A 19,231-nucleotide genomic window follows, 5' to 3' on the forward strand; every position below is an offset into this window, starting at 1 on the left:
ACTGAAACGATCGAGCATCGCGTTTCCACGCGGCATGATGGAGGTGGATGTGAGAGCCATCGGACCTTACGATCAAATGCCCGCGGCCGGGCCGCTGGTATTCGCTTCGTTGCGACAGTCCGATCTTGAGAACGGATGGCATATAGCTTGCTTCACCAATGATGGCACAAACGCAAAGCAAACTTGTGAGGTCAGCATGCTCGGAATTGGAAGTCAGTTGCCGCCGTTCGAAATCACAGGCGTGAAGCCCGGCTTTCAGGCCCAGGAAGAAGAAGGACACAGCGCGTTCGAGACGCTGACCGAAACGAGCTTCCCCGAAAAATGGAAGATCATCTTTTTCTATCCCAAGGATTTCACGTTCGTCTGTCCGACCGAGATCGCCGAGTTCGGCCGGCTATCCAAGGAATTCGCCGATCGCGATGCTGTCGTAATGGGTGGTTCGACTGACAATGAGTTCTGCAAGCTTGCCTGGCGGCGCTCGCATGCAGACCTGCACAATCTACCGATTTGGCAGTTTGCCGACACAAAAGGGACCTTAGTCGATGGCCTGGGCGTGCGTTCGCCCGAGGGCGTCGCCTATCGCTACACCTTTATCGTCGACCCCGAGAACACAATTCAACATATCTATGCGACCAATCTCAATGTCGGGCGTAGCCCCAAAGACACTCTCCGCGTTCTGGACGCGCTGCAAACCGACGAACTTTGTCCTTGTAACCGCGAAGTCGGCGGCGAAACACTGAAGGTTGCGTGAGGCGGCATGTCGTCGATTGAGCAGTTGAATGAGACGATTCCCAATTTCGCCAAGGACGTCAGGCTTAACCTGGCGTCCTTGCTGGCCGATGATACGCTGCCGCCGCAGCGACAATACGGCCTGCTGCTGGCGAGCGCGATTGCCACTCGCAATGCAGCGTTGATTACCGCGATCGAAGCGGCAGCCGCCGCCGTGATGACGCCTGCGGCGATCGCCGCAGCGAAATCTGCAGCCACTGTGATGGCGATGAACAACGTCTACTACCGATTCGTTCATCTCGTATCCAACCCGGAATATAAGACCATGCCGCCACGGCTGCGCATGAACGTGATCGGCAATCCCGGCGTGGATAAGTCCGATTTCGAGCTGTGGTCGCTGGCGGTCTCGGCCATAAACGGCTGCGGTGCCTGTGTCGACGCTCACGAGAAGACGCTGCGGGCTGAGGGCGTCAGTTCCGGAGTGATCCAGACTGCCGTGCGCTTTGCTGCGATTGTGCAATCCGTGGCGGTTGCGATCGAGGCCGCCGGTCCTGCCCCCGCCAAGGCGATGGGCTGAGTTTCCTTCGCCGTCGGATCGACGCCGTTTGTGGCACCACTCAATGGTGCCACAACCAACCCTTCGCCGGTCCAGAGCGAGTGTAACATCCTCAAGCTGTGCCTTGCGGGGCGTCCCCCACGGCTGCGCGGCTCGTTCGAATTTCATCTGCAGTGCAGATGAGCCAGAATGCCCCATGCCCCAAAGGCGGCAAAATTCGCCGTCTCATGGCAATCACACCGCGGCCCTTCGTTGCACTTCACCCAAACTTGAACAGCACGCCGTAACCGCCGCGCGGATAACTCCACTTGATGTCACCGGTGGGTTCGGCGATCACACGGCAGGTGCCGCACTCAATGCAGCCGTCGACGGTTACCTCAACTTGGCCGTTGTCGTTGAGTTCGTAGCATCGCGCGGGACAGGCGTTCAAAAGCGCAAGTAGCTGTGGCGACGGCGTCGTGTGCGCGCGCACCGTGACGTGAGGGCGACCGACGTCCACAAGATAGCGGTTGTAGTACAGCTTGTCTTCGACGCGCACCGTGGGCTCGACATTCATGCTTTGATCTTTCATTGCTGGACTTCACACTGTCGCCGGTCAGCGCCACGCCCGGGTAAAACGACACGCATCGGCGAACAGACCTGTCCATGACCGCGCCTTGACGAAGGATTTCAAGGTCGCCTTCTCCTTCTCAACCTTCGGCGTACCATCGACACGTACAAAGTTTTGCAGCGCCTTGGAAATAAGCTGCGGATAGGTAAGAAAGAAGTTTTGCGAATAGGTGTGCATCAGCATCGGCATGTCCTTGTACTTCTTGAGATCTTTGATGACAAAGGACTCGTCCAGCATCTTCTTGTAGAGCGACAGATTTGTCGCGGTCATCGGCTCGCGGCGCGATTTTACCTGGGCGATCGCTTCTGCCGCGATGCGGCCTGAGGTCATCGCAAGATTGGAACCTTCGCGATGAATGGCATTGTTGAGCTGTGCCGCATCCCCCACCACCACCCAGCCCTCGCCGTAGAGCTGCGGGATTGCCTTGTAGCCGCCTTCAGGAATGAGATGCGCCGCATATTCCTTGACTTCGGAACCTGCGATGAGCGGCGCCACGGACGGATGCTGCTTGAAATGATCGAGCATACCGTAGGGCGTCTGGGCGGTGCGCTGGAAATCAGCGACGAGACAGCCGATGCCGAGCGAAATGCACTCCTTGTTGGCATAGATGAAACCCATTCCGGTCATGCCGCGGGAAATGGTACCGGCCGCCTCGATCACAACGCCTTCGTCGCCCTTGAGATTGAAACGCGCCTCGATAGTCTCGCGAGGCAAAAAGTGCATTTCCTTCACCGCGAGTGCCACATTATCGGGTTTCGGCCGCGACCGCAGGCCCGCGCGCGTCCCGAGCAAGCCATTGACACCCTCGGCCAGCACGACGACGTCGGCGCGTATTTCGCCGTCGCGGCGATCTGTACGAACACCGACGATCCTCTCACGGTCGTCCCGTACGAGCTCGGTGACTGTCGTCTCGCACAGCACGGTCGCGCCGGCCTCCCGCACCTTCGAGGAGAACCATATGTCGAACTGCGCGCGTATGATCGTGTATCTGTTCGGCCGCTCCTCGTTGAAGTCATCCGAGCGGTAGTGCATGCCGACATGGGAGCGATCGTCCATCATCCAGAACCGCTGTTCCACCAGATGGCGCTCGAGCGGCGCCTCCTCGCGAAACTCGGGGACCAGCTTTTCCATCATGTCAGCATAGAGAATTGCGCCCTGGACATTCTTCGATCCCGGATATTCGCCTCGCTCCAGCTGTAGCACCTTCATGCCGCGCTTGGCCATGGTCAACGCCGCTGCGTTTCCGGCCATACCGGCTCCGACCACGATCGCATCGAACCTCTCTTCGATCATCACAGCATCTCCTCTAGACCGCGAGCCGGGCGCGCGAATCCGGCAAAAGCCGGGCGCGAAATGCGGCCGTCAGCGACGGGAGCAATTGCATGGCATCGCTGACGATCGCGACATGGGCGAAGTCGAAGATCGGCGCGTTTTTGTCGGTATTGATGGCGACGATCAGGTCCGCCCCCTCCACGCCGACCCTGTGCTGGATCGCGCCGGAAATGCCGGCCGCAATATAGAGCTTTGGCCGAATAGTCTTGCCGGTCTGGCCGATCTGCCGGTCAGACGTCACCCATCCCTTCTGCACCAGAGGACGCGAGCAGCCATACTCGGCACCAAGCAGAGTTGCTAGCTCGCGCACCAGCCGAAAATTCTCGGGCGATCCCAGTCCTAAACCGCCGGCGACTACGACATCGGCATAGGCCAGATTTGACGTTTCGGAATCGCGGTCGGGAATGAACGTCAGCACCTTCGTGACGATATCGTCTTCAACAAGGCCAAGCGGATGGATGATGATACGAGCGGCATCGCGTACGACGCGCTCCGGCATCGGCATGACGCGCGGGCGGACGGTTGCCATCTGTGGACGATAGTTCAAGGTATAAATCGTGCACAGCAGCGAGCCGCCAAAGGTCGGACGCGTCGCCGCAAGCGAACCGTCGGCGTCGACGTCGAGCGCAGTACAGTCGGCTGTGAGTCCCGTCGACAAGGTGGTCGCCACCGAACCTGCAAGATCGCGACCGAGTGTCGTCGCGCCTAACAACAGGATCTCAGGCTTGTAGGTGTTGACGAGTTCGGTTAGCGCTTTGGTGTATGATTCGTTGCGGTAATCCGACAATACATTGTCGCTCACGAGGTATGCCAGATCGGCGCCATAGCAAAATGACTCCAGCGCGGCGTTGCGCGTCGGCTGCCCCTCCGGACCGATAACGACCGCCGCGAGATTCACCTTCAGCCTGTCGGCAAGCCTGCGCCCCGCTCCCATGAGCTCCCAGGAAACCGGATGCACCTGGCCACGCTCCTGCTCGACGAAAACCCAGACATGCTTGTAGGCCTTGAAGTGCTCCGGCAGTTCCTTCTTGGCCGCCGCGCGGCCGGCCGCCGGCGCGGCCGTTTTGGTGACATTGCTCATGCTTTAAATTTCCCTCAAAAATGCGCGCGCCCGCGCCACAGGATTGGTTGCTACTTCGGCTGGCTGGAGATCACTTTTGACCAGCAGATGGCTTGCTGCTCGGTGGTTCCGCTTGCTCGGCGCGGCCCGACCGCGCAACGAGAGGCGTCGCACGGGGTGAACGTATCGGGCGGGCCAAGTTCCGAGATGGCCCCAAGACAGGTTTCTTGCGCGCGTTATTCGACAAGCGCCAGCGGGGCCGCCTGGCCGCTGCGGTCGCTCTAATTGACCCTCTCCATGGCTGAGTACGCCGGTCCGCTTGCTGCGCAATAGCTGCACCCTGCTTTCGGCCTAGCGCTCCGCATCGGCCGTGACGACCCGGCCGATCTTGCCACCGCAGTTTCATGCGATGAGTGCTCGACCGCCAGCGCCGCTGACTTGCAGGGGACGCTTGCCTCTCTTCCTGGCGCATGTTGCTATCGGCTCTGAGGTGGCTGTGGATCTGCGCGCAAATGGGCACCCGCCTGATTCGGACGATGATGTGCATACGTTTCCCAGGTGTGGCGCTGACGGGCGAGTTACCCATTGCCCCCCATCGCGGGCTCGATGGCAGTCTCAATCGAGTCAAAAGCCATTTGAGATGCCACTGCGCGAGCGTGAGCCACGAGATGATGCCGCACAACTCGGCCGGCAGTAGACGTAACGTGAAAGGTCTTCCTTCAAATCTCATTGGCTACCATTTGTCTGCATCGATGACCGGATCGACCCGACAACAGCAAGTGTCGTACCAGTTGCAAAAATCAAGGAAGATCAGGCGAACGCAATGACTTAGGGGACACTTGGAAGGGCTGCTAATCCCCAGGACACGACCACTCCGGACATGGGTCGGAAATACGACAGCGCCGCGCGAGCCATGGCTGCGGAGAGTTGATCCGGAAGAAGACGAAGGCTGCACGAGGGATCATCACCACGCCACACTTGGTGACAAACCTCGGGAGCGCGAGATCACTTCAGCTCGCTCAATGGGACAAAGGCCATCGGCTTGTCATGGTCTGCGACGGCATCCTTCAAAACCTTGAACACCCGCTGGTCGATTGGCGACGATGCCGCGAAGTCGGCATAGGCCTGCTCCAGCATCGCTTTGCAACGAGCTCTGATGTCCGGCTCTGCGGCACCAGCGAATTGCTCCTTGGCAAGATATTGTCCCATGCGCTTTAGGATGTGAAGGCGCGCGACATTGACGATTCGGGGGTCGTACTCGACGCCTAGCAGTGAAAAAAACTCTTCCGCGGACGAGGCTTTGTTGAGCCGATCCAGGATACCGGCTGCTGGGTGCGAGTTACTCATCGAAGACTCCCCTTTGAATTGGCACGTGGACGGTTGGCGACAACGCGGCATCGCCTGGTGATCCTGCTGCAGCCAACCTCGCGCGACCATGCTGAGGCAGGCCGTCGTGGCCGCCGATTAACGATGCCCAATACCGTCCTCGCGGCGCTTGGTTTTCGAATGGCCTGTCCAGACCTCGCTGGGCACGCCTCTTCAGGCGGGGTGGGGCAACAAGTATCCGCACACATCGCGCCAGATCGCCGCTACTGTTTCGCGCTCGACCGGCACCTTGTGCTCTATGGCATGCTTGCGGACTTGCGTCAGGATCTGTCTGGCTTGGTCGGCGCTGGCGGCGAGCTGTAATTCATTGAGCAACGCGGTGATCGCCGAGAGCCCGGAATGCTTGCCGATCACAAAACTGTTGCGGCGTCCAAGCAGAACCGGATCAAGCGACTGGTAGGTACGTTGATCCTTCAAAAGGCCATCCACGTGAATGCCCGATTCATGCGTAAAAACATGCTTTCCGACGATGGCTTTGTTCAGAGGAATCGCACGTGCGGCTGCGGCTGCAACCACCGCGGCGACGCTCTCGAGCTCCGGCAGGATGATGCCGGTCTCGTGCCTGTAGAGCTGCTTGAGCGCGACCGCGACCTCCTCGAGCGGTGCATTTCCAGCCCGCTCGCCGAGGCCGATAACGGTTACCGAGGCGTGGCTCGCGCCGGCCTTGATAGCGGAGAGCGTGTTGGCGGTCGCGAGGCCGAGATCGTCGTGACCATGAAACTCGAGTTCGAGATCTGTAGTCGCCCGCAAATTTCCGACCAACGCGGAGGTTGTGTCCGGGTCGAGCACACTGAGCGTATCGGCAATACGAAAGCGACGCGCTCCCGCCGTTTTTGCCGCGGCTATCAGTCTGATGAGAAAGTCGATGTCGGCGCGGGAGGAGTCCTCGCCGCCGACGGCAACCTCAAGTCCCCGCTCACGTGCGTAACCTACCACTCGCTTCACTTGTTCCAGCGCCAGGTCGCGACGACCGCCAAGCTTGGCCGCGATCTGAACATCGGAACTCGGGATCGACACATTGACCATGGACACCTTCGCTTCGATCGCCGCGTCGATGTCGCTCTCGCGCATCCGGCACCAGCCTATGGTGGTAAGCGGAAGCTCCGCTTCGACGATTGCGCGGATGGCGATGATCTCCTCGTTGCCCATCGCGGGCGTTCCCGCCTCGATCTCCGTCACGCCGGCCCGCGCCAACGCCTGCGCGATCGCCAGCTTTTCCTCTGTGGTGAACGCAACGCCAGGCGCCTGCTCGCCGTCGCGTAACGTCGTGTCGTTGAGCACGGTCGGCTTGGCGCTCGCCTGCTCGGGCCAAGCCGGCTTGGCGGTCTTGGTAGCGGCCATCACGAAAGGGCTCCTCATTGCTTTTGACCCCCAGGCGCTTCAGCAACCCCCATGCCAGCCCGCCATCCTTGTTAACCGTTGAAAACAATACGCTTCCTTCAGCGGCTAGCTTGCCTTCGCAAATAGATTGTCGCAAACGCGACAGGCTTATGAAGCGGACGGCTCATCCTGCCTCTCGCAACGCCGAGCTCGAATGTTAACGCGGTTGCGACACGCCGGCAGGGCGCGAATGTCGCGGAGTATTTGTGGCCCGCACCGCTTAGACCCATGGTCGCGTGCGCATCGAAACGGCGTTAGCCGCGCCCTCCAGCTCCTGCTGAACTCGCTAAAGCGCGCGCGGGTTCTAGCTGACTTGGGCGATCGAGCCTTGCAACAGCTTAAACGGGCCAATCGACGCTGATGACCGGGCGAGCCGTCCGCAACAGAACGTCGCGCCGGCGTTCTGCCATCCGGCTCTCGCCGCTTTCTTCGCCGAAGCAGAGATTGAAGTCGTTACATTGCGTGCAAACGGGCGTCGTGCACATGACGAGGCCTTCGTCCTCGCACAGCGCGCGGTAGAAGAAGCGCTTCCAGCGCATATTGTTATTATTGCGCGCGGCGAGCGGCGCGAAGTGGCGGCTTAGCAGCCGAGAGAGTTCGCCACGATTGCGTAATCCCAGATCTTCCCACAAGTGGTTTGGCTCTATGGCGCGGCGTGCAATCATTGCGGCCAGCCAACTCCCGATACGCCCTTCCGTGGAGCGTTGCTTGAGCAAGAGATCGCGCACCATTGCGATTTCGTCGTTCTCATCGCACTTGAAAGCCAGAAGCTGCTCCGAAACCTTGACCCCGACCGATGGAAAATGGTGGCCCAGCAGGGCCGCCAGCTCGTGGCCGGACAGGCCAGCTCTCTCGGGAAGCGCGCCACCATCCATCGAGGCGGCCGCCAGAATCGACGCCAGGACATGGCAATCGAAATTGCTGTCGGTCGCAATGTCGGCCTCTTCAGGGGGCACACCAGTGAGCGCTCGGTAGGTCGCAATTCCTCTTTGCACCTCGTTGCCCGCGTCGGCGCAAGCAGCCCTAAACGGATGGAAGTTCGCTTCGACCATGAATCCCTTGTCAGCGGTCACGTTGGCCCCGTCCCATTCTAGCTGGCCGGGTGATCGTCAGAATGCCGGTCTCCCCGGATGGGGGGTGAGGGAGACCGGCATCCGTCGCGCGCCTCACAAGGCCGCGACACGCGACCTTAAGAGGCCGCGAGCTCGGCAGCGGTCTTGCCGACGATGGATTCGTCGACGGGCTTCATTATGCCATGCTCCATCAGCATGTCCTCGAGCTCGTCCATGGAGATCGGGGTCGGAATGATGCCTTTGCCGCCATTGTTGTGAACCTTGGTCGCAAGATTGCGATAGTGATCGGCCTGCTTCGACTCGGGCGCATACTCCAGCACCGTCATGCGGCGCAGCTCGGCATGCTGCACCACATTGTCGCGCGGCACAAAGTAGATCAGCTGAGTGCCCAGCTTCTTGGCCAGCGCCTCCGCCAGTTCCAGCTCTTTGTCGGTCTGCCGCTCGTTGCAGATCAGGCCGCCCAGTCGCACGCCGCCAGAATTGGCGTATTTCAGGATGCCTTTGGAGATATTGTTCGCGGCATACATTGCCATCATTTCTCCGGACATGACGATATAGATCTCCTGCGCCTTGTTTTCCCGGATTGGCATCGCAAAGCCACCACAAACGACGTCGCCGAGCACGTCGTAGGACACATAGTCAATGTCCTCATAGGCGCCGTTTTCCTCCAGGAAATTGATCGAGGTGATGACGCCGCGGCCGGCGCAGCCGACACCCGGCTCAGGACCGCCGGACTCCACGCAGCGGATGTCCTTGTAGCCGACCTTCATCACGTCTTCGAGTTCGAGGTCCTCCACGCTGCCAGCGCTCGCTGCAAGGCTCAAAATCGTATCCTGCGCCTTGGCGTGCAGGATCAGGCGGGTCGAGTCCGCCTTAGGATCGCATCCCACGATCAGGATTTTCTGACCCATCTCGGCCAGTGCCGCCAACGTATTCTGGGAAGTGGTCGACTTGCCGATGCCGCCCTTTCCGTAGAACGCGATTTGTCTCAGTGAAGACATGTTGTTCTCCATCAACCGATTTGCCAAAAGTTGCGCGCTTCCTACACGCGAGCCTGTTTCTCTCTCAGAAACGGGGCACACGGGTTCAAGGGAAGGAGCGCATCGCTCGCCTTACGCGTCGGCGTGCACTCAGCCCTCACTCAGTGTTGCTGCCGCTTAATAGCAACCGCCATGCCAACACTGTCCGCGCTCATTAAGCTTCTGATTGCATTCTAAAAAGCCAACGAGCCGTTGAATAACCCCAGAGTGTTTTGCACCGGACAGGATCCGCTCGGCTGTCAGAAAACGAACACCGGCCCTACCCATCATGCTGGAAAACGCCAGCTTGGCTGAGCAGGTCCAATGCTCTCAACTGGAACGGGACTTGCTCCTCTTCTTGCAAGCCGGTGGTCGGCAATCTGGGCAGAGCGAGATGCAGGTCGAGGTTGGCATCTCTAAGGTACGTGGCCGGCGATGGAGTTCGCGGTCGATGAAGCGAGGTCAATTTTGCGGCTAACCTACTGATTGATCCAACTGGTCGTAACGACGCGCCTGAGCTCAAAGGCAGCAAGAAGCGCCTCACAAGGGTGCCTCGGATCGAGACTAGCCGCGGCCCTGCCCCGCGCTTCGTTTGCGAAACATAAAAGCCAATTCTCGTTGATGAGTTAGTGGTCCAACGAAGGCGTCAAGGCGGGGCGCAAACACGGCACGGTGCTCAAGCCGCTTATGTGTGATCGTTTGCACGAGCGTCAAATGCGCTCTCCGACATAGCGGAACCGCCGCCGATCGTTCAGCTCAGCGTACCCACATAGGCATACCATGGCGACAATCCTCTTTTATCAAAAGCCCGGCTGCGTCACCAATGCACGTCAGATGCTGGCGTTGAAGGCCGCCGGCCATGACGTGATAGCCAAGAATATATTGAAGGAGCCGTGGGCTGCGGAGGAATTGCGACACTTCTTCGGCAAGACGCCGATCGCATCCTGGTTCAACCGAGCCGCGCCTCGTGTCAAGTCAGGCGACGTTAATCCTGACGCAATCGACACAGCGAGTGCAATCGCGTTGATGCTGGCAGACCCGCTCCTGATCAGACGTCCGCTGATCGACGTCGATGGCGCAAGATGCGCCGGATTCGATCATAAAGCCGTACTGTCGTTGCTTGGCTGGGACACGCAAGATGACCTTGAGGGATGCTCCTACGAACAACAGGGCACGCACTGTCCGCAGATGTGAGGACACGATCGATCATACGACTGCGCCGCCAACCAATGCGACAACGATCCTCCCATACCGGCTTTGTCAGGATGGCCGACGACATGTTCGGCGAGAACGCCGACGTGCGTGGTTCTTCGTAACCAACGGCGCTCAGATTGCTCGGTTTGAGTAAGACATGTTCGTCGCTTGCGGTGTGGGAAACCACCGCAGTTCGATCGCGCTTGTCGCACAAGATTCCTGCAGCCTGGATTTGATCAGAGCTTTGAGCCGAGACACGGTTAGATTCGGCTCAGACAGAACATTGAACTGAATAAACGATCCGGACAGAACCACGGAGCTTCGCGGCGTGATCCTTATGCAACGTGACTGCATAATTGCGCTACGTGCGCTGCCATTTTGATCAGCATCAAATCAATCGCCGTCTCCCATGTGTGACAGAGATCTCGCGCGACTCTTCGCGCGGACTTTGGAATGGAGAATTCGATGAGGATAAAAACAATTCTGACGACGACATCGCTGCTCGCGCTCGCGAGCTCGTTGGCCAGCATGTCGGTTCAAGCCGCCGACCTGGCGCAGGCCCCTATCTACTACAAAGCCCCCCCAATCGAACCCTTCAATCCGTGGATGATCCGCCTGCGCGTTCTTGGCGTCTTACCGGATACCGCAGGCAGCTCCGTCAATGTCGCCGGAGCGCCGCCGCTATCCTCGCCCGCTTCCGGGATATCGATCAGCGACCAAGCGGTACCGGAGCTCGATATCACCTATTTCTTCACAAGAAACGTTGCCGCCGAACTTATTCTCGGTGTGAGCCGCCATCACATCAGCGGCACAGGTACGCTGAATGGACTAGATATCGGCAAGGCTTGGCTGTTGCCGCCAACGCTGACTCTGCAATATCACTTCACCGATTTTGGCCCGCTCAAGCCTTACATCGGCGCGGGCATCAACTACACCGCATTCTTCAACCAATCGGCTGCCAATACGTCGCTCGCCGGCCTTGCCGTGACGGATTTGCACATCGCCAACCAGTTCGGCGCCGCGGTCCAATTCGGCTTCGATTATATGCTTGACCACCATTGGGGCCTCAACTTCGACGTGAAGAAGTTGTGGTTGCGGCCGGATTATTCGGCGACCGTGAACAATGCGATTGCCGTCACCGGCCGCGCCAATATCGACCCATGGCTCGTCAGCGGTGGCATCACCTACAAGTTCTGAGGCTGGAAACACGCTTCAGTGAACTTCCCGGACGCGCCGGGTCGCCGGACGCGTCTCTCCGTCATAATACAGTGCAAACGCGAGCGAGATGATGTGTAAAGACGCATCGTCTCGCCGGTGACCAGGAGCCATTCCCAGCATTGCTGTCGCTGTGCGTCACGGATGTGTCGGTAAGGGGTGGAAAACAAGCAAATCGAGCCACTAGCGATCAATAGGGCTCCTGCTCGTGTTTCCCGGCATTAGCAGAAACGACCGCCTGCTTATCTGAGCTGAGAATTCAAGGTGGTCGTCCCCTGTGTGAGAACGACCGCACTTGCAAGAGAGTTGGGCTCAGGGCTCATCGGCCCCCATCATGAGTAGAATCCGATCAAGGCTTACCTTTAGCGCATGTTCTTGAAACCAAAGCCATACCGACAAGTAAGCAGTCCCGTGTTAGGCACGTACTGGAAGCGTTAGGGCACCCGATCATTGTCGAACGTTCCGAGATGCCAGCTATTGGACGGATAGGCCAGCGATGTTCGATACAAAGGGCGAGCGGCGCTCAAGCGACGCCTTTAGCTTCGCCTCAGCACCATCACGAGGCGATCGACACGTTTTCCCTGCTTGAGATGAGAGTCTACGATTTCATCAACATCCTCAGGCGTGGTGGCGCGATACCAGATTCCGTCTGGATAGACGACCATCAAAGGACCGGAGTTACAAAAGCCAAGGCAGCCCGTCACCGTGAAGCCGACGTCAGTGAGGCCTTGCGCTTCGACCGCCTTGCCCATCCGATCCCAGAGGGCCTGCGCCCCAGAAGCGCCGCAACTGCCGTGCGGATGATTCGGCGGACGCTGCGTGTTGCAGGCAAAGACGTGATGCCTATAAAGTTGAGGAAGCTCGAATTCGGTTTCTGCATTCATGCGCCTATCCTGAAATCAACGGCCTCCATCATCTGAAAAGAGACAAGATCCGAGCGCATCCGCCCCAACAACCTGCTCCTCAGTCGAACGCCGCATCGACCAATTGATCCTACTAATTCCCACTCCAGCTTGCGAAAGCGGGCGACATGCCGATGATGATCGCTGACGATCAGCGATACTCGACATCTAGAATAGCCTCCTTGATCAGTTTTAACCTCGCGGTGTCTGCCTCCGCATTACTTACGCAACCATCCAACTTCTCCAAGCAAGTTCCGCACCAGATGCGTCGCGCTCATTTCTTCAGCGATCTCATTCTCCACTCCGGCGAGACTGACAATTATGCCGAGGTTGCAACAATGTCGCGCTCCCCTGTTCCATGCGTGACATATGGCGCATCGCGTTTGACACTCTCCCGCTTCACCATTTCGCGTTGTGCAGTTCGTACGCACAATAGCCGGACCACGCCAACGCGCCCGTTCGTGCATTCGACCTTGGCCGCCGCCACCGGATGACTATGGTGCGGCACTCGCTAAGGGCATCGCATGAACGGAAGCTTGGCATCGCAATTGCTACGCCCGCCTCGGCGGTCGTCCAAGAATTGCGATACAGGATCGTCATTCCTCCAGACCAAACGGTCCTGTCAGTCTGGGTCCCCCCATTTCAACCAGCCCAGACGGTGCCCTCGGCGTAACCGCCGAGGGCATTTCCTTCTCAAAGACATCGTATCCCGCGGCGGCAATGGCCTGCTGGCTCGATTTTGGGTGCGCTAGCGCCAAAGCACCTCCTAGGTGCCGCGAAGGTCGCGGTCGCACGAGGTTCGTCTGTTCGCCTCTCAACTTCAAAAGCATTGACGCGCGTCCGCGCCAGCACTCATTGGTACGATGGCATTATTCGGCGGCAACGCGCCGGAGACAACTTGAGCAACGGCCAAGTGAGACGCCCGTTAATCGGGATGGATCGTTATGTCCATGGTTTCGTCGCTGTCCTCGAACGGGTCGGAAAACCCATCATCCTCAAGTAGCTTGATGCCACACAGGCAGACGTCACCTTCGATGACGGCGAGTGCGACCGGTTCAAGCGTTTGTCCAGTGCAGGGACCATCGATGCACAGCCCAGTGTCGATCTCAAATCTCGCACCGTGCCGTGCGCATCTGAGAAAGGAGCGATCGGAGGAGAAGAACTCGCCGGAGCCGATGTTGAGCCATAAGCTGTCATGCGGACAACGATTGACGTACCCTAGATAGTCGTCGCCAAAAGTGCGAACCACAACAATTGGAAACGGCCGGCTCTCTCCGCTGTCGTCTACCTGCGACAGGCTAAAGGCCATGGCGCCACACCGCTCGATGGCATCGGCCGGACAGACGGCGAACACCTCGATCTGATCAGACATCGGGCCGATCATCCCTTTGCTCATCCAGGCCGCGCAGTTTCCTGCTTGAAAGCTTCGACTGAAGCCCGGGCCAGCCGAAAAACGCCGCGGCCACGAGCGAGCGGCCGATAGGTCGAGCCGGCACGGGTATTGAGGACATCAAACCATTGGTTTGGCGTGAGCTTCGCCGGGCGCTCGCTGATTTGGATCACTCTCCCGTTTGGAGCGAAGCGGACGTGAATGATGACCTGTTGAGAAGTCATGGCAACCCCTATTTGGCCGACCTTAAAGACCCGAGTCGAAACTGAGGATCTCTGTTGTGACGTGCTCCGTTTCCGGCAGCTTGGCGTGGCCTCGAGCCGCGGCTTGGAGACCGCGCCTCGCTAATTTCGAGCAGGTCTTCTTCGTGCTCACGGCCCCCCTCGGTCGCCCCGCCCATCTCGCGCGACGTCGCAAAGTAGGATCGTCGCCATTCAATCGTCGTCCTTCGATGTGGTTGATGACGCGCATCTCAGTAGATCGCTGCCCCTGCGCCCACGTTGATCGAGGCATCTTTCACGGCCTCGACAATGAACTCGATCTTGTCGTTCGTGAGATGGGTGTGAAACGGCAGCGCCAGGGCGCGATCGGCGATCTTTTCGGTAACCAGGAAATCGCCACGTCGATAGCCGAGCTCGAAGTAGTGGCGTTGCAAGTGCAGCGGATGGCTATAGGCGACGGCTTCAATTTGAGCGACGCGCAGATCATCAACGATGGCATCGCGGCCGGATCGCGTGAAGCGTGTTCCGAGATGGACGAGATAGAGCAACCAATTCACCTCGGTCACATGGGGACCAACATAAGGCGGCTTGATGCCCTCAAATGATTGCATATGCGCGTTATAGAGCTGCTCCACCAGCCGACGACGCTCCAGGATTTCATCGAGACGCTTGAGCTGCGCCAGCCCCAAGGCTGCCGTGAGATCGCTCATGCCGGCTTGGTATGGTCCAGCGGCACCGACGATCACGGAGGAGCGTTCGTCCAGGCGGTGGGCGCGATAGCGACGCAAGCCAACCGCGATGTCGATATCGTCCGTTACCACCATTGCGCCTTCGCCACAACTTAGGGCCAAGGGCTGGGCAAAGTCGAAGACCGCCACGTCGCCAAACCGGCCGACGAGCTCGCCCTTGTAGCGCGATCCGATTGCTTCGGTGGAATCCTCTAGAAGCGCCAGATGGTGGCGCTGCGCGATCGCCCGCAGTTCCGACCACGGCGCGGGATGGCCGTTGGGATTGCCGGCGACAATCGCCCGCGTGTTGGCCGTGATGCGCTCTTCGGCTCTATCTGGGATCAATGTTCCCGACCAATAGTCGATGTCGGCAAATACCGCCCGTGCGCCTGCAAGACCGATCGCATGGACCGTCTGGCGGAGGGAATACGGCGAGGCGATGACTTCCTGCCCTGGCCCGATGCCGACCGCCTTGAGCGCAAGCAGGAGCCCGATGGTGCCGCTCGAGACCGCAACGGCATATTTGCGGCCAAGATAGGCTGCAAAAGCGTGCTCGAACGCCTCAGTGACCCACCCATTGGAGATCTGCGGCGAGCACAGAACCGTTTCCACGGCGGAGAGCTCGGCGAAGGTGATATCGGGATCGGACAATGGAATGAAGGACGTATTTGCCTCCATCCTGTCCGCACCATCAAGCCGATGCGCTGCCAGTTCAATCCCGCTCACCGCGCAACATTCCTTCTTGCCAACACGATGCCGGTCGCCCGCTTCGGATCGATCGTAATCTGCACGCAGTGATCCGACCCGTCGAGCAAATGCAGGTCGAAACGAGGAAACCGCCGGTAGGGCTGATCCGTCACATCCGATGCATCACAGCGAACGCATGCAAGTTGCGGCAAGCGGCGCCGCAGCTCGACAAGCGGGTTCGTGTCCGCGCCGTCGGTAGCAAGCAGCCGTTCGATTTCAATCAATTCCTCCGCAGTAAGCGCCATCATGGCTCCTTTAGGACTCCCCAAGGTGGTCGTCATTGCCAGAACAGGCGCTCCGGATCCGCGTTCAACTCATCGATTGCTGAAGTCAAGCGGTGGTAAAGGCTGTAAAATTCCCAGATCCCTTGCGCGTGGTTCTTGCAAAACAGCTTCCAGATCCCACTCACGGCGTCGTAAAGAATCAGCGCGACATCAATGAGACCACCATCCTGGTCGATATTGCGCGAGCAACAGGGACTCTCGACCAGATAGCCCCCCCTCACTGGCGTCACGTTCGGCGAGACATAGAGATATCGCTTGCGCGAGCTCAAGCCGCGCTCGATTCGCTTGCGATCGAGCTCGTTTGGGTGAGGAACCAACCCGGTCTTTACCTTCCTCATCAGCGCGGCAGTCATCGCGAAAGCCCCCTTCAGAGCACCGTGATTTCTTCTTCAAAACAGCCAATGAGCCGTTGCACACCAAAATCGACAGTATAGATCGGCACGTCGGCTTCGGTATGGATGGCGACCTTGACGATTTCGCCGGTTGCTCCGGCGCCGAGCACGATCCCGTCGGGTTCCGTATTGGGAAAAGAGCCATCGTTGATGAGGTCGACCGCCGCTTTAACGCGTTGGCCCCGCCGATATTTCGCAGAGCGGCCCTCAGTCATGACACAGCCTCTTCCGGAAATGGCGAATCATCGATCTCCACGCACGCGTCCACCGACTCAAGCTCCTTGCGCTTCATGCCAACGCGGTAGCCACGTTCGAGAAAGTCGACGCCGTAGATGTAGAATTGCTGCAGGAACGTTCCGATCGAAACGACGTAACCCACCTCTCCCTTCCTGACCAAAACCTCGCCAATCTCTTTGCCGCGAAAGGTGCCATCATTACGGATTGTGCGATTGGCACGCACCTTTTCGCTAAAGCTGAAGACAGGCGGCCCGCTGAGCTCGACGACGTCGCTATCGCGAACGATTTTATTCATGCAGCGCTCCCTCATGGACACGCAGGGCCGCTGCCGTACCAGCGCAAGCGAAATCCTGCATCGACTTGTCCTCATTCTCGAAGACATCTGGCGATTCACCAGCGGCAATGCCGCACGCCATTTCACGGCGGACATACAGGTCAGGACCGCCCTGCGGAGCAGTTAGCACCCTTGGCAACAGTCCTTGTATATTCTCGAACGGCACGGAGGCGTTCGGGTCGTTCACCATGGCTAACGGCCACTCATTGTGGACAACCCGTGCCACAATGTGGCGGCACTCGACCTCCGCATCGTTCATCAATCGGTCGAACAGCTGCGGCGCGATGCGGCGCACGACGGCGCGATCCACTTCATTGTCTTGGCCGGCCAGCATCGGCGTCATTCCCTCGCATCAAGCGAAGATCCGGACCAGACGGCGAGGCTGCGATGGGCTCGCTTCGCAGTCGCAGGAGCATGGGCGCATTCCTGGGCACGGTTCGCATCATCAAGCGGCGGCAATCCGTTCACGGGGCTCACCCTTTAGGCTGGCGCCTGGTAGCGCGCCAAGGATGTGTCAACGACGCAGGTATTGTCGACCGGACAGGCGGCAACACATTGCGGCTCGTCGAAATAGCCAATGCATTCGGTACATTTTGCCGGTTCAATGACGAAGCTCCCCGCCTTCTCAGAGATTGCGACGTTCGGGCACAAGGGTTGGCAGGCTGAGCAGCTCGTACACTGCGAGGCAATGATCTTGAATGGCACATCACCCCCTACGCCGCAGAGATCACGGCACCCTGCCGAATCGACGCGTCGCCGCGCTTCGCGTGCAGGATCTCACCGCTTTTCACCCGATCGAGATAGGACCGGAACCAGGAGATCGCCGACTTCTCGATCAACTCATGCGCATATTGATCAACTGGCTCGATTCCGGCCTTGATCAAATTGCTTTTCGGGCTGCCGCCGATTTTGGCCACGAACACCGCATGGCAGTCATTGATACCGCGAATGATGGTCGAAAGCCTACCCTCCTCCCCATAACCACCTTGGCAGTAGACGTCCACGCGGCGGTGGCCGACGAATTTTGCGCCGGATATGGAAAGTTCGTAGACTTGGAATTCCTTCGCATGTCCAAAGTGCTCGTTGATCAGCCCGGAGCCTTTGGTTGCGACTGCCACCAGAAGCGTGACCTCGCTCACCTCTCCGGCCAATTCCCCGAGTTCCTCTTTGCTGGCCGCGGCCTTTGCGGCACGCACGTCCTCTAGCCGGTCCTGGTAAGCTTTGCGCATCTCGAGGTCGTATTTGACGTCCATCTTCATGACTTGGTCGGTCGTAAACTCTGCGCTGCGATCTTCTCCGAGCAGACCCACAGCATCGGCCCGGCACTGACGGCAGTGACGCATCATGTTTATCTCCCCTTCGCAAGCATCTTGCAGCGCCTTCAATTCCTGCGCTGTCGGCCCGCGCTGACCGTTGAGGCCAAACACTGTGCCGTACTCGGGTGCAGAGATCAGCGGCATGATATTGTGGAGGAAGGCGCCGCGTGACTTCACCGCCTTGTTTACTTCGACCAAGTGATCGTCGTTGATATGCGGGATCATCACAGAGTTGACCTTACACAGGATCCCCCGTTCGCTAAGCATCTCCAGGCCTAGCAGTTGGCGATCGGCAAGTACCCTTGCCGCGTCAAGGCCGGTATAGCGCCTACGGTTGAAGAAGATCCAAGGATAGATCTTGGCGCCGATTTCGGGATCGATCATGTTGATGGTGATCGTGACATGGTCAATCTTGGACTTGGCGATGACGTCAACGTAATCTGGCAGGCTTAGCCCATTGGTTGATAAACACAGCTTGATGTCCGGAGCCGCTTTGGCGACGAGTTCGAACGTCTTGAACGTCTTTTCAGGATTGGCCAGCGGATCGCCGGGACCGGCGATGCCAAGCACGGTCATCTGGGGAATAGTGGCCGCGACCGCAAGCGCTTTCTTTACCGCCTGCTCCGGCGTGAGCTTCTCGCTCACCACGCCCGGACGTGATTCGTTGGCGCAGTCGTATTTGCGGTTGCAGTAGTTGCACTGGATGTTGCAGGCTGGCGCTACTGCGACGTGCATGCGGGCGTAATGATGATGCGCCTCTTCGCTGTAGCAGGGATGGTTCTTCACTTTTTCCCAGATCTCGGTCGGCAGATCGCCTTGCCCTACCCGCGAGCCGCAACTCGCCTGCCCGGAGTTGGACGAGGTGCGGCAGCCCCTATGATCGGCGGCCGGCTGCATCATCTTGCTGGCACCTACCGCAGCTTTGGCACATTTTCCGCGCCCGACGACCGCGTTCATTTCCCATGTCTCCCTGCAGGCAATCATCGGCTTCTCAGGACCAGCCCCGAGAGAGCCTCAGCAAGAGCAGTAGCAACTCACATGCCAGGGTAGAGTCGACGCGATCGCAGCCATGCGCCAAACAGTTAGCTGGAACATCAACGCCAACGGATGCAAGAACAGCAACGAT

General features: G+C 58.9%; 22 protein-coding genes. 4 read left to right on the forward strand and 18 right to left on the reverse strand.

Annotated elements, in window-relative coordinates; translation table 11 throughout:
- Nucleotides 1–196: 196 nt before the first annotated feature.
- Both AC1VNY_RS17295 and ahpD read left to right on the forward strand, forming a co-directional pair.
- The gene (locus AC1VNY_RS17295) at nt 197–751 is read left to right on the forward strand and encodes a peroxiredoxin (RefSeq protein ID WP_137479503.1); all 555 of its coding nucleotides are present in this window, start codon (nt 197–199) and stop codon (nt 749–751) included.
- 6 nt (nt 752–757) lie between these two features.
- Nucleotides 758–1,306, forward strand: coding sequence for an alkylhydroperoxidase, AhpD family (ahpD, locus tag AC1VNY_RS17300; protein WP_194456554.1), 549 nt, complete (start codon nt 758–760; stop codon nt 1,304–1,306).
- Nucleotides 1,307–1,544: 238 nt separating this feature from the next.
- Here the strand turns inward: ahpD and AC1VNY_RS17305 are convergent, their stop codons facing one another.
- The 7 genes from AC1VNY_RS17305 to nifH form a co-directional block, all read right to left on the reverse strand.
- The gene (locus AC1VNY_RS17305; RefSeq protein ID WP_194456555.1) at nt 1,545–1,841 is read right to left on the reverse strand and encodes a ferredoxin family protein; all 297 of its coding nucleotides are present in this window, start codon (nt 1,839–1,841) and stop codon (nt 1,545–1,547) included.
- A gap of 39 nt (nt 1,842–1,880) precedes the next feature.
- Nucleotides 1,881–3,188, reverse strand: a complete 1,308-nt coding sequence (locus AC1VNY_RS17310; RefSeq protein ID WP_482406070.1) for an FAD-dependent oxidoreductase — start codon at nt 3,186–3,188, stop codon at nt 1,881–1,883.
- 13 nt (nt 3,189–3,201) lie between these two features.
- Entirely contained in the window at nt 3,202–4,308 is a 1,107-nt protein-coding gene (locus tag AC1VNY_RS17315; protein WP_194456557.1) for an electron transfer flavoprotein subunit alpha/FixB family protein, read from the reverse strand.
- 984 nt (nt 4,309–5,292) lie between these two features.
- Nucleotides 5,293–5,634, reverse strand: a complete 342-nt coding sequence (gene nifW, locus AC1VNY_RS17320) for a nitrogenase stabilizing/protective protein NifW (protein WP_482406071.1) — start codon at nt 5,632–5,634, stop codon at nt 5,293–5,295.
- 192 nt (nt 5,635–5,826) lie between these two features.
- Nucleotides 5,827–7,014 carry a homocitrate synthase gene (gene nifV, locus AC1VNY_RS17325; protein ID WP_482406072.1) on the reverse strand — a complete coding sequence of 396 codons (1,188 nt, stop codon included), beginning with the start codon at nt 7,012–7,014 and terminating at the stop codon, nt 5,827–5,829.
- Between the two features lie 377 nt (nt 7,015–7,391).
- Nucleotides 7,392–8,009 (reverse strand): nitrogen fixation protein NifQ, encoded by a 618-nt coding sequence (locus tag AC1VNY_RS17330; RefSeq protein WP_482406104.1) that lies wholly within the window; start codon nt 8,007–8,009, stop codon nt 7,392–7,394.
- Nucleotides 8,010–8,242: 233 nt separating this feature from the next.
- Complete coding sequence (gene nifH, locus AC1VNY_RS17335) at nt 8,243–9,127, reverse strand: nitrogenase iron protein (RefSeq protein ID WP_026192307.1); 885 nt, start codon at nt 9,125–9,127, stop codon at nt 8,243–8,245.
- Between the two features lie 798 nt (nt 9,128–9,925).
- On the opposite strand from nifH, the gene AC1VNY_RS17340 reads away from it, so the two are divergent.
- Entirely contained in the window at nt 9,926–10,339 is a 414-nt protein-coding gene (locus AC1VNY_RS17340) for an ArsC/Spx/MgsR family protein (protein ID WP_482406073.1), read from the forward strand.
- A gap of 465 nt (nt 10,340–10,804) precedes the next feature.
- Complete coding sequence (locus AC1VNY_RS17345) at nt 10,805–11,536, forward strand: OmpW/AlkL family protein (RefSeq protein WP_482406074.1); 732 nt, start codon at nt 10,805–10,807, stop codon at nt 11,534–11,536.
- A gap of 554 nt (nt 11,537–12,090) precedes the next feature.
- On the opposite strand, the gene AC1VNY_RS17350 is transcribed toward AC1VNY_RS17345, so the two are convergent.
- The 11 genes from AC1VNY_RS17350 to nifB form a co-directional block, all read right to left on the reverse strand.
- Entirely contained in the window at nt 12,091–12,438 is a 348-nt protein-coding gene (locus AC1VNY_RS17350; RefSeq protein WP_482406075.1) for a (2Fe-2S) ferredoxin domain-containing protein, read from the reverse strand.
- Between the two features lie 943 nt (nt 12,439–13,381).
- The gene (locus AC1VNY_RS17355; protein ID WP_482406076.1) at nt 13,382–13,840 is read right to left on the reverse strand and encodes a Rieske (2Fe-2S) protein; all 459 of its coding nucleotides are present in this window, start codon (nt 13,838–13,840) and stop codon (nt 13,382–13,384) included.
- 8 nt (nt 13,841–13,848) lie between these two features.
- Nucleotides 13,849–14,070 (reverse strand): hypothetical protein, encoded by a 222-nt coding sequence (locus tag AC1VNY_RS17360; protein ID WP_246787985.1) that lies wholly within the window; start codon nt 14,068–14,070, stop codon nt 13,849–13,851.
- Between the two features lie 248 nt (nt 14,071–14,318).
- A complete protein-coding gene (locus AC1VNY_RS17365; protein ID WP_482406105.1) occupies nt 14,319–15,473 on the reverse strand; it encodes a DegT/DnrJ/EryC1/StrS family aminotransferase in 1,155 nt (384 codons plus the stop codon).
- 44 nt (nt 15,474–15,517) lie between these two features.
- The gene (locus tag AC1VNY_RS17370; RefSeq protein ID WP_482406077.1) at nt 15,518–15,787 is read right to left on the reverse strand and encodes a hypothetical protein; all 270 of its coding nucleotides are present in this window, start codon (nt 15,785–15,787) and stop codon (nt 15,518–15,520) included.
- 32 nt (nt 15,788–15,819) lie between these two features.
- Nucleotides 15,820–16,179 carry a DUF3024 domain-containing protein gene (locus tag AC1VNY_RS17375; protein WP_482406078.1) on the reverse strand — a complete coding sequence of 120 codons (360 nt, stop codon included), beginning with the start codon at nt 16,177–16,179 and terminating at the stop codon, nt 15,820–15,822.
- Between the two features lie 14 nt (nt 16,180–16,193).
- Entirely contained in the window at nt 16,194–16,433 is a 240-nt protein-coding gene (locus AC1VNY_RS17380; RefSeq protein WP_482406079.1) for a nitrogen fixation protein NifZ, read from the reverse strand.
- Nucleotides 16,430–16,750, reverse strand: a complete 321-nt coding sequence (locus AC1VNY_RS17385) for a nitrogen fixation protein NifZ (protein WP_482406080.1) — start codon at nt 16,748–16,750, stop codon at nt 16,430–16,432. Before AC1VNY_RS17385 ends, AC1VNY_RS17380 begins: the two co-directional genes overlap by 4 nt.
- The gene (locus AC1VNY_RS17390; RefSeq protein WP_482406081.1) at nt 16,743–17,132 is read right to left on the reverse strand and encodes a hypothetical protein; all 390 of its coding nucleotides are present in this window, start codon (nt 17,130–17,132) and stop codon (nt 16,743–16,745) included. Before AC1VNY_RS17390 ends, AC1VNY_RS17385 begins: the two co-directional genes overlap by 8 nt.
- Before the next feature lie 137 nt (nt 17,133–17,269).
- On the reverse strand, nt 17,270–17,494 hold the full coding sequence (locus AC1VNY_RS17395; RefSeq protein ID WP_482406082.1) for a 4Fe-4S binding protein: 225 nt from the start codon (nt 17,492–17,494) through the stop codon (nt 17,270–17,272).
- Between the two features lie 8 nt (nt 17,495–17,502).
- Nucleotides 17,503–19,062 carry a nitrogenase cofactor biosynthesis protein NifB gene (nifB, locus tag AC1VNY_RS17400; RefSeq protein WP_482406083.1) on the reverse strand — a complete coding sequence of 520 codons (1,560 nt, stop codon included), beginning with the start codon at nt 19,060–19,062 and terminating at the stop codon, nt 17,503–17,505.
- Nucleotides 19,063–19,231: the final 169 nt, after the last annotated feature.

The sequence above is a fragment of the Bradyrhizobium ferriligni genome, from assembly GCF_056837965.1.